Below are 14,841 nucleotides of genomic sequence, written 5' to 3'. Positions count from 1 at the left end.
ATTGTACTTTCATATCGTTTTTTGGGTGCACCTCAATTTACAAAAAATTGAGGACAAAAAACATAAGCCCCGCCATTATTTTTTAATGACGGGGCTCTTTAATTAACAGACCTTTTTAGACAGCCTCATTAATTTTTTGGATGGGTTATGATAATTTGTACTCTTCGATTTTTCTATATAATGTTGCTACACCTATCTCTAACAATCGGGCAGCTTCTGCTTTATTTCCAGCTGTATGATTTAGAATTTTTTGAATATGCAATTTCTCTACACTAGCCATCGAAAATGCAGACATTTCGGGTACTGTATTAGTCTTATATTGCATTTCTATGGGAAGGGTGTCTATATGTAACTCTTGGTCATCCGACAATATTACACTGCGCTCAATAACATTTTTTAATTCTCTTATATTTCCTTTCCATTCGTTAGCTTCAAGCGCTGAAAGATAGTCTTCAGTAAGGCTAAAGGGCTTTCGGTTTGATTTAACAGCAAAATAATTCACGTAATACTCTGCCAGTGTTTTAATATCACTTTTCCTTTCTTTTAGTGAGGGTAGAAGAATGGTGAATACTGATAGTCGATAAAATAGATCGCTTCTGAAATGCCCACTTTCAATTTCTTTTTCCAATTCTCTATTGGTTGCTGCAATAATACGAACATCAACTTTTATTGCTTTAGAATCTCCAACTCTTAAAAATTCTCCTGTTTCAAGTACACGCAATATTTTAGCTTGTAATTCTAAGGGCATTTCGCCAATTTCATCCAAGAAGATGGTTCCTTTATGTGCTTCCTCAAATAATCCTTTTTGATCTTTTGTAGCTCCCGTAAATGCACCTAACTTATGACCAAAGAGTTCATTTTCTAATAATTCCTTACTAAATGCAGAACAATTTATAGCTATAAAATTTTGTTTACACCTGTCACTAGCTTGATGAATTGCTTGCGCAAAAACTTCTTTTCCAGTTCCAGTTTCACCAGTTAATAAAACTGTTGTATTCCTCGGTGCAACTTTTTTTGCTAAATCTATAGCTTTCTGCAAAGGTTGAGAGTGTCCAATAATATTATCAAAGGAATGTTTTTCTCCCAGTTGTTTCTCTAGTTGTTGTAGCCTTTTATTTAAACTTACTTTTTCACTCGCCTTATATAGTAATGGTATAATTTTATTATTATCATCACCTTTAATAATATAATCAAATGCACCATTTTTAATTGCCTGAACAGCATCTGGTATATTTCCAAAAGCCGTCAACAATAGAACTTCAATATATGGATGATTTGATTTTATTTGTTTCGAGGCATCGACTCCGTTACCGTCGGGTAGTTTTACATCACATATCACAATATCTATATCCTCGAGTTCTAATCGTTTCAAACCAGATTTTATATTAGAAGCTTGAAGTACTTCAAACCCTTCTAAACTAATAATTTTAGAGAGCAAAGACCTTAGCTTTTCTTCGTCATCTATGAGGAGTATTTTAGTCAATTTTTTAGAGATTATTTGATGATAAATAACGTTTAAAATTATAAAAAATGTAAAGCAAAATGAATTTATATTAAACTATTTATAAAGGATTGCTAAAGTTTTATAATGTTACTTTAATGTTTGATTCTAAATGGAAATGTTATTTGATTATTTTGCTGTTTGTATATCGTTAATCCTAGTTGTTAATTTATTCAAATGCTACTATTGTAATTTGATATTGTACATTCTAAATTATTATTATCTATAATTTATTTTGTTAAAGTCTGTTAAAAAACAACAAAACTAGTTGTTTAAATAACAATTTTACATATAATTGTCACAAGTTAGTTACGTGTATAGGTATAGTTAAAACAAATTGTATGATTAGAAGAAACAGTAGAAAAATGTATTTAATAGCCCTCTCACTTGTATTATTTACCAATACCTTATTAGTTAGTTGTAATCATGGTAGAGCTAAAGAACACCAGCATAATGAAAAGCCATTAGCATTGCCTATTCATGTTGTAGAGTCTAGTAATGCAGAAACCATTAAAAATTATATTGGTACAATCGAAGGAAAAATCAATGTAGAAATTAGGCCTCAAATTGAAGGTTTGTTACAAGAAATATATGTAGACGAAGGAACTTTTGTGACCAAAGGACAAAAGCTTTTTAAAATAGACGCTTCTGCATATCAAGAAGCTCTGAATAATGCAATTGCTATACAAAATGTAGCTAAAGCTAAATTGGAGAATGCTAAGCTAGAAATTGAAAGACTTAAGCCTCTTGTCGATAATGAAGTAATTTCCAATGTCAAACTTAAATCAGCAAAATCTGATTACGATGTAGCTAAAGCATCTCTAGATCAGGCTACTGCGGCAGTAGGAAGTGCGAAAATTAATCAAGGTTTTTCCATTATTACGGCTACAGTAAGTGGCTATATTGGCCGTATACCTAAAAGAATTGGTAATTTAGTTTCTAAAAGTGATAAAGAACCATTAACTGTTCTGTCTGATGCTCAAGATGTATATGTATATTTTTCAATGAATGAATCTGATTTTCTTTATTTTTCCAAGTTGAAAATCAAAGAAGATAGTATAAATGGTATTGCTCGAAACAATAATTCACTCAGTTTTCCTGATGCCACTTTAATTTTAGCGGATGGAGAAGAATATTCAGCAAAAGGAGTTGTGGATGCAATTAACGGACAAGTCGATCGTACAACAGGAGCAATTTCATTACGTGCATCTTTTCCAAATAGTGATAATATATTACGAAACGGAAGTACTGGAACTCTTAAGATTTCTGAAATTAAAAAGAATGTTTTTCAAATTCCCCAAGTAGCCACAAGTGAATTACAAGACAAAACTTTTGTTTACATGTTGGATGATGAAAATCGTGTAATAAGAAAAGTTATCACTATTGCTGGAAAAAGTAAAAGCAACTACATTGTATCAAATGGTGTAGAATTAGGAGACCGTATAGTATTAACTGGTCTTGATAAAATCTCTGAAGGAACAAAAATTCTTCCGATACATTAAATATTATTCAATCATACGTATTTACTCTGCTTATAAGCAGAGTAGGTACAGCTATGTCTTAAACAATCCATTTTTATGCTAAAAACCTTTATAAATCGCCCTGTACTAGCGACAGTAATGTCTATGATCTTGGTAATCTTAGGATTGGTTGGGTTAAAAACATTGCCTATATCACGCTTCCCCGAAATAGCACCACCAAGCGTTGTGGTATCCCTAAGTTACCCTGGAGCTAACTCAGAAACTGTAGCAGAAAGTGTTTTGCTTCCCATTGAAGAAGCGATTAACGGTGTAGAGAATATGATGTATATACGATCCTCAGCAACAAATTCAGGGGCTGGTAGCGTACAAGTATTCTTTAAGACTGGTACAAATCCTGATATAGCTTCCGTGAATGTACAAACACGAATATCAAAAGCTATTAGTTCAATTCCTTCAGAAGTTAATGATAATGGTATCACTGTGCAACCTCGTCAAAGTGGAGCAATTATGACAATAAATATTTTTTCTGACAGAAGAGATACTGTATATGATGAAACATTTTTACAAGCATTTGCACAGATAAATTTAATTAGGCCATTATTACGTGTTGATGGCGTCGCTCAAGTATCACGTGTCGGTGCACGTGATTATTCAATGCGAGTATGGTTAAATCCTGAAAAAATGGCTGTCTATAATATTATCCCTCAAGATATTACAAAAGCATTAAATGATCAAAATTTTGAAATTGCTCCAGGAAAGTTCGGTGAAACTTCAGACGAGGTATTTGAAACAGTGATTAAGCATAAAGGGCGATTCAGTAAACCTGAGGAATTTGAAAATATGGTAATAAAAACCAATAAAGATGGTTCAGTATTATATTTAAGAGACATTGCACGTATAGAATTTGGTGCAACAAATTTAGGGAGTGACAATAAAGTTAATGGACACCCTGGGCTTACACTGAATATTACACAAACAAGTGGATCCAATGCACATGAGATTGATATTGCTGTAAGAGAAGTTTTAGAAGAGATTTCAAAATCGTTTCCTGAAGGAATAAAGTATGCAATATCATATAGTGTAAGAGATCAAATAGATCAATCTATTAATCAGGTGAAAAGCACCCTTTTTGAAGCATTTATATTAGTATTCCTAATTGTTTTTATTTTTTTGCAAGATATTCGATCGACTCTAATACCAGCTATTGCTATTCCTGTTTCATTGATTGGTACTTTCTTCTTTTTGAGCCTATTTGGTTTTTCTCTCAATGTGCTTACCATGTTTGCACTAGTTTTAGCCATTGGAATAGTAGTAGATGATGCTATTGTTGTAGTAGAAGCAATTCATCAGAAAATGCATGAAACAGGTATGCGTGCTAAAGAGGCAACGCTGGAGACGATGTCTGAAATTACAGGATCAATATTATCAATTACATTGGTAATGGCAGCAGTTTTCTTGCCCGTAGGTTTCATGGAAGGTCCAGCTGGAATATTTTTTAAGCAATTTGCATATACACTAGCTACTGCAATTTTGATTTCAGCATTTAATGCACTCACTTTATCACCTGCTTTGTGTGCATTGTTATTAAAGCCTATTCATCCAGAGGACATAGAAGAAGAGAAAAAACTAAATAAATTTCAGAAATGTAGAAACAGATTTTTTACTGCCTTTAATGCATCTTTTGATCGATTTACAGACAAGTATATTTTGGGAGTTAAGTATTTGTTAAAGAATAAGAGCTTAGCTTTTGGTGGGTTGTTAATTGTTACTATTTGTGGAATAGGTTTGCTGTATTTTACTCCTAAATCATTTATCCCAACTGAGGATGATAGTTTTGTGACGTATTCTTTAGCTATGCCTCCAGGTGCTTCTTTAGCACGTACTTCTGAAGTATTACGGCGTGCAGATAGTATTTTAAAAAAGCGTGAAGATATTGAAGGGATGACAACAGTATCAGGATTTAATGCTATTGATGGCGGAATTAGTGCTGCTTTTGCAGCAGGCTACATTAATGTTAAGCCACACAAAGAACGAACGTCTATCAAAAATATTAACGATTTTATGGATACTATTACTAAGGACCTATCTGTAATTAATGAGGCAACTTTTAAGGTGTTTCCAAGACCAACAATTCAAGGGTTTGGTGATTTTGCTGGTGTTCAGTTAGTGCTACAAGATCGTCTAGGGGGTGATATTCGAGATTTTGATGTGGTAGCAGATTCTTTTATCAATAAAATTAATGAATTGACAGAGGTAGATAATGCTTATACTTCTTTTAAATCTAATTTTCCGCAATACGAAGCCGAAATAGATGTCGTTAAAGCGAAAAGTATGGGGGTTGATATTAAAGAAATGATGAATACAATACGTATGTATTTTGCGCGTGTTAGTGCAGGTGATTTTAATCGATTTGGAAGAACATATAGGGTGTATATGCAATCAGATTTTGATCACAGAACTGATCCTGAATCACTAAATTCAATATTTGTACGAAATAAAGATGGTAAAATGGTACCTGTAGGAACTTTAATGAAATTAAATAAAGTCGTTGGTCCTGAATCCATTTCAAGATATAATTTATATAATGCAATCACAGTAAACGTGAATCAATCACCTGGACAAAGTACAGGTGATGTAATGAAAGCTATTGAAAAATTAGCAGCGAGTGAATTACCTGGTAATTATGGATTTGAATGGACAGGGATGTCTTATGAAGAAAGTAAATCAGGTTCGCAAACTTTATTAATTTTCGGTTTAAGTATATTGTTTATATACTTTTTACTTGCTGCACAATACGAAAGTTATATTTTACCATGGGCAGTTTTACTTTCGGTACCTGTGGGATTGATTGGTGTTTATTTGACAGTATTAGCTGTAGGTTTAGAGAACAATATCTATGTACAAGTCGGATTAATCATGTTAATTGGATTGTTAGCTAAAAATGCAATTCTTATTGTTGAATTTGCCATTCTCCAAAGAGAAAAAGGGAATTCAATTTATCATTCTGCAGTAGAGGGAGCTAGATTACGCTTGCGTCCGATTTTAATGACATCCTTAGCATTTATTGCAGGTTTACTACCGTTAATGTGGTCTGTTGGTCCCTCGGCTATAGGAAATCATTCAATTAGTTTTAGCGCGGCAGGAGGTATGTTAGTTGGGGTTGTATTAGGTATTTTTATTATTCCCGTTTTATTTGTTTTTTTCAAAACATTGGATGAACGTGTAAAAGTCAAAATAAATAAGTTATAAGATGAGGAAGTTTTTATACAAAAGTGTCTTTTATATTACAGGATGTTTATTGGCCTTCAGCTGTAAGGTCGGCGTAAAATATGAGCGTCCAAATGTAAATACACCTCACGAATTTAGAGGAGCGGTGAATTCTACTTTACAAGATGTTTCATTAGCTCAAATCAAATGGCGTCAGTTTTTTAATGACTCCAATTTGATTCAACTAATTGATTCGGCATTGAGCAATAATTTTGATATAAGAATCGCTCTTAAGAATATTGAAATAGCAAATAGAAGTTTACGAATTAATAAATTGAATTATTTACCAAGTATAGAGGCAAACATTGGTACAGTTAATAAACAGTATCGTTCTGATGATTTTTACGCTTCGCCATCCTCAAAATGGTACGAGAAGAGCGGAGAAAAAGCTCCTTCATCTCTGTTTACTTACCAATCTCAATTTACATCAGGCTTAGAATTTAGTTGGGAAATGGATATTTGGGGTAAAATTGCCAATGAAGGTGACTTACTTAAAGCCGATTGGCTGAATAATCATGAAACTCGAAATGCTGTGCAAACAAAGTTAATTTCAGATGTTGCTTCAGGGTATTTTAATTTATTAAAACTTGATTCACAAATTGAAGTTGCAAAAAGAAACTTACGATTGAATGATAGTACTTTGAGAATGATTAAGTTACAGTTTGAAGCTGGTGAAATTACAGCTTTAGCTTTGCAACAAACAGAATCCCAACGTTTGGTAGCAGCATCTATGGTGCCTGAATTAGAAAAAGAAATTATGATACAAGAAAATGCTTTACGCATCTTAGTAGGTGAAATGCCGAATTACATAGTACGTTCTGATTCTTTACATCATCGTTTGATCAATTTCCAAGAGTCAATTTCATTAGGAAGTCCTTTGGAAATTATTCGAAATCGTCCAGATATTAAATCTGCAGAATTAGTCTTGATCGCAGCCAATGCAAATATGAATATTCATCAAATAATGCGTTATCCGCAACTCAGTCTAAGTGGAGTTTTCGGGGTTAATTCTATGTTGCCTAAAAATTGGTTTAATATTCCTGGTGCGTTATTAGGAGGAATAGCTGGCGAAATTACAACGCCAATTTTTAAAAATAGAAAGCTGAAAAACAGATATGAAGTGGCTAAAATCGAACGTGATAAAGAAGAGCTTAATTTTCAACGTACAGTAATGGAAGCAGTATCCGAAGTTTCTAACTCAATAGTAACTGTTAAAAAACAAAAAGAGCAACTTTTGTTAGCAGAACAACGTGTGAATAATTCTGAATTAGCAGTAAAAAATGCCTCTTTGCTATTTAAAAGTGGATATGCTACTTATCTTGAAGTCATCACAGCACAGAGTAATGCCCTTAAAAGTGAATTGGACTTAGTAGAATTAAAACAGAAACAACTGAATAGTTATGTAGATCTATATCGTGCTATTGGTGGTGGATGGAATTAAATTTTATAATCTTTATTCTAAAGTTTATAACCATTTTTGATTCATTTTTAATCAGTGTGTTATATAGAATTTTTAATAATTTACAGTTTCACTAATACCAACTACTTTTCAAATAAAAAGTGATTCAACATTAATTAAAATATGCAAAACACGCATGGGATATTTAAAAGTGAGAGATGAAACTAAGAGGGCACTGAAAAAGTCCTCTTCAAAAATTTGAGTATCAAAAAAAGGGAAAAAGCACATATTTAACCCACTGAGAATTTCTTATTTGAAGAGTTATTGATAAATGCTTTCAAATAGACAAAGGATAAGGGCTTATGAGTATAAAAATTCATAAGCCCTTTTTTAGTGGATAGTTTTTCAGTGCCCTCGAAACTAACTTTATTCTTTTATTTTAAAACCTTAACTATTTATATCTGTTCTATTAATGAAACAAAACTTTAATACTATGGATTCGTTAGATTTAAAAGGTAGATGGAATGTCCTTAAGGGCAAGGTTAAACAGCAATATGCAGATTGGACAGATGACGATTTATTATATGTTGAAGGTAAAGAAGAAGAATTGTATGGTAGATTACAGCAAAAAACTGGAAAATCTCGTGAAGAAGTTCAGAGTTGGTTAAATGATCTTAATAAAGATTAATCTTAAGTTGATTAAATAAATAGAAAAGCCTTTCATTAATTTGTAAGGCTTTTCTTAGAATAATTATTATATGAAAAATTCAAAAATTTTAAAAATTGTATTAGGAACTTCAATCTTAGTTCTTCCATTTTTTATAAACTCATGTAAATCAGTAAAAGTACCGACAGGGCTGTCTGTAGTTGAAAATTTCGATGTTAAGTCTTATTCTGGCAAATGGTATGAAATAGCCAGATTCGATTTTAAGCATGAAAAAGATATGGATCAAGTAACTGCAGAATACTCTATTAATGATGATGGCAGTATAAAGGTGTTAAATAAGGGGTATAATACCAAGAAAAACGAATGGAAAGAATCAGAAGGTAAAGCTAAATTCGTTAGTTCACCAGATCAAGGTGCATTAAAAGTATCTTTTTTTGGACCTTTTTATTCAGGCTATAACATTGTTGCAATGGAACCTAATTATAAAAATGCATTAATATTTGGAGAAAATAAAGACTACATCTGGTTATTGTCAAGAGAAAAGAAAATGCCAGAATCAGTCAAAGAAAAATTTCTTAAAATTGCTCGTGATTATGGTTATGATCTAAACCGATTAGTTTGGACAAAACAAGAATAAAAAAATTAATGCCTAACTTAATAGTTAGGCATTTTTTGTTAATTTGTACTAAACCAAATATCAACTTATGAATGAAGAAAAAACAACCCATCAGCTTGGGTTGAATTGTCCTGAATGTAACAATAAGATTAAATTTAATATTCAAGATCTATTATTTAATTCATTGATTATATGTCCCTATTGTAATGCTAAATTAAAAATGAATATAGATGTAATTCAAAAATGATTAAATAGCTTCATGATTCTTTCAGCTAATCGATTAATGACCAAATTAAACCTAAATAAATAAACACTAAGAATGTTTAATTGTATCACTAATTAAACCTCTCGACTTTGGAACTTTATAAGCTATTGATCAGTTTTTTATAATCCATATCCAATCTTTATTATTAAAAGTATCACCCACATGACCGACAGGATTTACAAGATCCTCAAAATTTCTTTCAGTATCCCACTTTACATTTTCATTATCTACTTTAACCCCATAATAAATACCATCTTGTTCAGTAAAATGTAAATCACCTTTAAGAAGATTATATCCCTTATCAGCCATATACACTTGAACTTGGTCTTTATTCATTTTCACTATCTTTCCAACTTTGCGATCGAAATCCGCAAGTTCTAATCCCATTTCTATAGGATAATTTTCAGCTAGATAACTTACATACAAATCTCGATTACAAGTACGAAGTGCCTCATTTTTATAGAGCATTCTCTCAGGGGAAATATTAAAGTTAAATTCTTCTGGATTTTCTTTGAATCCAAAATGCTTATTGTATTCTTCTAATCTGCTTTCTAATGTTTTCATATAATATAAGACCTAATAAAAGAAGGATTACCATAGGGGAGTAGGGAGTATAATTGTAACATCAAAAATCTGACTACGATTCAAGAGAATTGTTTTATTTGAATGACATTGCAAACTCCAACCATCCTGTTAAACATAACAATGTTGTAGAGAGTATTGTTTTTATGGATTGAAGTTATTAATATTTGGGTAAAGAAGGTTGCAGAAATTAAAAAATACAATTATTACCAAGTACGATTCTATAGCACAGCTAGTGTAACTAGTAAAGTGCGCAAGAAGTGAGGATAAGTATCAAATAGAAATACATTATATGACTTCCTAAATGACTGTTATTTTGAAATTAATATATTAAGCTCTTCGTCAGTCATATTTAGCAATTCACTAAAAATATAAATACTACTTTTCTCATGTATATGAGTTTGTAAATATTCATTAATATTACCTACAACTTTTTTAGGTTCACCATTGTATAAAATATGGTAACCTTTTTTTACAGTTTCTACTATTAATTCTCTAATCATTAGGTTAATAACGTATATTATTTACATTTAGTTATTAATAGTTGTAACTAAATTTTACAGTGTAGTTTTTTAGCTTCAAAATAACCTGAATCTTTTTTACATTTTTTAAGGAGCTTAAATTGTAATAGTAGTTTCTCAGCCAAATGTGAACATGTCAATACTTTAGTTAAGAGTTTTTTTATAGAAAATTAATTACTGATGTAGTATGTGTAAGTCATTTTATCATAACATTTCACAAATTGTAACAACTTATAGTACGAAAAATAAATTGAGTGATTATGATTTGGGTTTATTGAAAATGATCGTATAGTGTTTTATATAATTTTGAACACAATTTTGATATTGTAAGTAAAATCTTTCCTTATTATCTAGCTATCATATTACAGGACTTTTCGCTCATAAAATCATATGCTTTAGTATGTCCTTGAAGAGCTATTCTTAAAATCTTAGATATAATGCAATAAAATTTAATGTAACAAATTGGATTTGTAGTTGTTGTCATATAAATAAAACATAATTATATGACATTGACTGTAAATCGTAAACAAATATATTTCATGCCAGATTCTACACGGGTATTGGCAAGGTATTTTAACCTTAGTGATGATCGTAAAGAGAAAATAATAAAACGAGTAATAGCTACAAGTAAAATTGAGAAAGAACAAAACTTGAATCAACTTTTAAGAAATTTTTCAAATAGGCATCGAAGTGTTGTAGAGATTTGGGAAAAAAATTTCAAGAGAAGTCTAGAGTCAGGAATTTCTGATGAATTAAAAGGTTATACTTATTCGTATAAAGAGAAGTTAATAATAGGTGCGTGTTTTACAATGGAATATTCTGTGGAAGCGGCTGCATTTTTTAACCCTTCTATTGTTTTATCTCCAGATCAGACGCAATTGGATGATGGTCAAAAGCGAGTTATATTAAGTTTTAGAGCTACTGGTGAAGGGCATGTATCATCAATTGTTTTTAGATCTGGTATAATAGATAATGATTTGGATATTAAGTTAGATGAGGTTGGGAAATTATTGGAGAAGCCTAAACATTTTAAAAATCATATTTATAATAAAAGTGAATTTTTTGAAAAGTTATCTAATATAGAGATTAACGATCCTATCTATTCGGACTTAGTAAAAAAGAAATTTCCGGAAACTTTTACTTATGAGGAGTTGCGTAGGTTTGTAAAAGAGTTAAGGGATGAGTATTCTTCTACTCATGAAATTGACCAATTATTGAATCAAGTTTTGTGGTTAGCTTCTTCACATTATTCTATTAGTTATTCATTGGATACATCTATTTCTGAGCGCGTTATTTTTCCAATATCGGAAACAGAGAAAAATGGAATTGAAGATGCAAGATTTTTAAAGTTTGAGTTAGAAAGTGGATCTTACATATATTATGCTACATATACTGCATATGATGGTATTAGTATAATGCCTAAGTTATTGTCAACAAAAGATTTTATATCATTCAAAGTACAACCAATTAACGGAAAAATAGCAAACAAAGGAGCTGCATTATTTCCCAAAAAGATAAATGGTAAATATGTTATGCTATGTCGTATTGATGGCGAAAATAATTATATTTCATTTTCTGATGATCTTATAAATTGGCATGATGATGTAATCTTACTCCGTGAACCTCATTACTCTTGGGAATATATTCAATTGGGAAATTGTGGAGCCCCTATAGAAACAGAGAAAGGTTGGTTGGTTTTGACACATGGTGTAGGTCCGATGCGGCAATATACGTTAAGTGCAAGCTTATTGGATTTGAATAATCCGAGTAAAATCATAGGTAGGCTAAATCACCCCCTTTTGTATCCAAATGAGGAGGAACGAGAAGGCTATGTTCCTAATGTTGTATATTCTTGTGGACAGCTTGTACATAATGGACATCTAATAATACCCTATGCGATGTCAGATTATGCCTCTACTTATGCTACCATAAATCTAAATCAATTGTTGAATGAATTGCTTCAAAATGCAGACTGCATGTAAATATATGATTGCCAAAAACTTATTGTGCTTTCTGCGCCTTGATTAAGATTAACAATGTCACCATCAAGACCGTCACAGCAACCTTTGGTGTCAACATCAAACAATACCGATTCTGCACTATTTAGCCCAAAAAACCAATCGTAACATTTATGAGCTGAACCTTTGTAAGTATTTTGTGGATAGCTGGCGTTAAGTTTTTTGTATAATAAAATCAATGCTGGAATTTCTATTGGCTGTTGACCTATGTTTCTTGATTTACAATTTGGAGTAAACCAACCATCATTACCAATTACCTGTAAATAGTTTTCTTTAAATAGTATACCATCTAAAAAGATTGTTGAGTCGATGATTATTTGTTTCCAATCATTATTTTCATTGATTTCATTTGCCAAAATAAGCGCATAAGGAATAATTGCATTATCATAGGTTATTATTTTCTCAAACCAATTCCAATTTTGATGTTTGTTGTTTTTGTATTCATTGGCTATAAAATCTGCTAATTTCTTAATGGTTTGTTTTAATGGTTTATCATAATTTTGTGATGTATAGCATGCGTATAAACCACATAATGCATAAGATACGGCTCGAATAGATGTTATGCTATCAATGATGTCATATGATTTATCCATTATTTCTTTGGCTATAGAAAATACATGCTTATTCGTTGTCGATTGCATTGTAATACCTAATGCATAAATGGTGCGACCAAAGGCATCGTGACAACTTCTCTCATCTAAATATGTATTTTGGAATGATAAGAAGTTTTTGAAAGATCCATCGTCATTTTGCATATAGTATATGTAAGAGATATAGGTGTCTATTAGTCGGTGATCTTCATTTTTCAATATATTTTTATTCGCTGCTAAAATTAAGAGTTGTAAGGCTCTTACATTATCGTCTAAACAATAACCATGGTGAAAGTTTGGTGAAGAAAACTTGGCATGTTGAAAAATACCAACACTATTCGTAAGCCTATGGATATGATCTGTTTGAAAAGTTTGAGGCGTAATATTGGGAATTTTAACTATCATTTTGTTTGTTTAATAAGTTAAGGATATTGAAATGTTGTTGAGCAACTATAGACCAGATCATTGTATTTCCTAGATTTTTAGCTTGATTGCGATAGTATTTTAATTTCTGTGGATTTTGTATCAGCTGATTAATATTATTTGCTAATGCATTTGAATCATTAAAATCAAATAGGATTCCAACATCGTTAGCCAATAAATCTTTAGCATATATGTATGGAGTTGAAATCACTGCTGCACCAGCTCCAACGGCAAAGGAAAGAGTTCCACTGCTGATTTGGTTCTCATTTGGATAAGGGGTAACGTACATATCAGTAGCTGAAAGGTATGTTTTAAGCTTTTCCTCTGATGCAAATTCGTCTATAAATATTATTTTATCTTGAATCCCGAGTTTAATGGACTTATTTATTAATAACTCTCTGTATGCTTCTCCTTCATGCTTTAGTACATTGGGATGTGTTGTACCTAATATAATGTATATGAAATTGTCATATTGAATCTTAGTAACTGCTTCTATGGCTGTTTCGAATCCCTTTCCTCTTCCTAGAAATCCAAAACTTAGAAGAATAAAAGTCGATTTTTTGAAATTCAGTATTAGTCTTGCGCTACGCTGAGAAATATCAAAAGAGGGTACACCATGAGGTATAAGGCGTATTTTTTTAGAATCAATTTGTATCATGTCCAATAATATGTTTACAGCCCTTTGGGTCATTAGCGTAACTATTGTACTCTTATTGGCTATTTCTTGGATAATTCTTTTCTGATTTGTAGAAGGAGGGTAGAGTAGTGTATGGAAATTAGTGATTATTGGAATTGAAATTTTATTGAATAAATTAAGAATAAATTCCCCATCAGTCCCTCCATATATACCGAACTCATGTTGAATGATTATTACATCGTAGATTACATTTATAAAATAGGCTGCCGTTTCATAATGCGTGATATTATTTTTGTCAATAATAAATTTAACTTCATCAGGGTATTCAAAAAGCTCTTGACTATCAATGGCGATAATATCTATATTGCTTATGTTAAACTCATTTAGTGATTTGAAGAGATCATTAGAATATGTAGCTATACCGCATTTGTTAGGTAAATATGTGCTTAAAATTGCGACTTTCATGAATTTTGTTCAATGCGAATCATGACTATTTATGAAACGCGAATAATACAACAACAACTCAAAGAGTTAATTGTTATAAATTAATTTTGCTTTAAGAAGTAATTCAAATTTATTTTGATCAATTTCACGCCAATTTTAAATCAATAATACTTTAATAGGTGCTCATCTATCATGCAATTGTAGAAATATCGATTATTGTTTGGCAATTTCAATGTATGTCTTAAAATTATTTTTAATAATTTTAAATTATATAAAATAGTGATAATTTATCTTTAAATATTGCAACTAACATATAAGGATGCTGTAGAATATTTACTAGCATTAGTTATGATCCTATTCTTTTATTTTGAGTATGTTGATCTGTCACTTCTAATAATGAATGAAGTATTTTTTTGCAATACAAAGACTT

At 31.2% G+C, this 14,841-nt stretch carries 11 protein-coding genes; 6 read left to right on the top strand and 5 right to left on the bottom strand.

The genetic code is table 11. From position 1 onward, the window contains the following. Positions 1–145 precede the first annotated feature (145 nt). A complete protein-coding gene (locus IPZ78_RS14270; RefSeq protein WP_225554666.1) occupies positions 146–1,483 on the bottom strand; it encodes a sigma-54-dependent transcriptional regulator in 1,338 nt (445 codons plus the stop codon). Between the two features lie 359 nt (positions 1,484–1,842). Between IPZ78_RS14270 and IPZ78_RS14265 the strand changes: the two genes are divergently transcribed. The 5 genes from IPZ78_RS14265 (at position 1,843) to IPZ78_RS14245 (ending at position 8,952) form a co-directional block, all read left to right on the top strand. Then, on the top strand, positions 1,843–3,003 hold the full coding sequence (locus tag IPZ78_RS14265; RefSeq protein ID WP_225554665.1) for an efflux RND transporter periplasmic adaptor subunit: 1,161 nt from the start codon (positions 1,843–1,845) through the stop codon (positions 3,001–3,003). Positions 3,004–3,078: 75 nt separating this feature from the next. After that, on the top strand, positions 3,079–6,231 hold the full coding sequence (locus tag IPZ78_RS14260; protein ID WP_225554664.1) for an efflux RND transporter permease subunit: 3,153 nt from the start codon (positions 3,079–3,081) through the stop codon (positions 6,229–6,231). A 1-nt stretch (position 6,232) separates the two neighbouring features. Next, positions 6,233–7,690 carry a TolC family protein gene (locus IPZ78_RS14255; RefSeq protein ID WP_225554663.1) on the top strand — a complete coding sequence of 486 codons (1,458 nt, stop codon included), beginning with the start codon at positions 6,233–6,235 and terminating at the stop codon, positions 7,688–7,690. Positions 7,691–8,141: 451 nt separating this feature from the next. Continuing rightward, the gene (locus IPZ78_RS14250; RefSeq protein ID WP_225554662.1) at positions 8,142–8,336 is read left to right on the top strand and encodes a CsbD family protein; all 195 of its coding nucleotides are present in this window, start codon (positions 8,142–8,144) and stop codon (positions 8,334–8,336) included. A 70-nt stretch (positions 8,337–8,406) separates the two neighbouring features. Then, positions 8,407–8,952, top strand: a complete 546-nt coding sequence (locus IPZ78_RS14245) for a lipocalin family protein (protein WP_225554661.1) — start codon at positions 8,407–8,409, stop codon at positions 8,950–8,952. Between the two features lie 355 nt (positions 8,953–9,307). Here the strand turns inward: IPZ78_RS14245 and IPZ78_RS14240 are convergent, their stop codons facing one another. Together IPZ78_RS14240 and IPZ78_RS14235 are read right to left on the bottom strand one after the other, a co-directional pair. Next, positions 9,308–9,760: a hypothetical protein gene (locus tag IPZ78_RS14240; protein ID WP_225554660.1), complete on the bottom strand. Its 453-nt coding sequence runs from the start codon at positions 9,758–9,760 to the stop codon at positions 9,308–9,310. Positions 9,761–10,089: 329 nt separating this feature from the next. Beyond that, on the bottom strand, positions 10,090–10,281 hold the full coding sequence (locus tag IPZ78_RS14235) for a hypothetical protein (protein ID WP_225554659.1): 192 nt from the start codon (positions 10,279–10,281) through the stop codon (positions 10,090–10,092). Between the two features lie 521 nt (positions 10,282–10,802). Here IPZ78_RS14235 and IPZ78_RS14230 point away from each other — a divergent pair. After that, a complete protein-coding gene (locus tag IPZ78_RS14230; RefSeq protein WP_225554658.1) occupies positions 10,803–12,281 on the top strand; it encodes a glycoside hydrolase family 130 protein in 1,479 nt (492 codons plus the stop codon). Here the strand turns inward: IPZ78_RS14230 and IPZ78_RS14225 are convergent. Together IPZ78_RS14225 and IPZ78_RS14220 are read right to left on the bottom strand one after the other, a co-directional pair. Continuing rightward, positions 12,260–13,312 carry a hypothetical protein gene (locus IPZ78_RS14225; protein WP_225554657.1) on the bottom strand — a complete coding sequence of 351 codons (1,053 nt, stop codon included), beginning with the start codon at positions 13,310–13,312 and terminating at the stop codon, positions 12,260–12,262. The genes IPZ78_RS14230 and IPZ78_RS14225 overlap by 22 nt on opposite strands. Beyond that, positions 13,302–14,432: a glycosyltransferase family 4 protein gene (locus tag IPZ78_RS14220; RefSeq protein ID WP_225554656.1), complete on the bottom strand. Its 1,131-nt coding sequence runs from the start codon at positions 14,430–14,432 to the stop codon at positions 13,302–13,304. Before IPZ78_RS14220 ends, IPZ78_RS14225 begins: the two co-directional genes overlap by 11 nt. Positions 14,433–14,841 lie beyond the last annotated feature (409 nt).

Source organism: Sphingobacterium bovistauri (assembly GCF_020295405.1).
Lineage (GTDB): Bacteria > Bacteroidota > Bacteroidia > Sphingobacteriales > Sphingobacteriaceae > Sphingobacterium > Sphingobacterium bovistauri.
The sequence above is the reverse complement of the archived record's forward strand: the minus strand, read 5'-3'. Positions and strand labels throughout refer to the sequence as shown.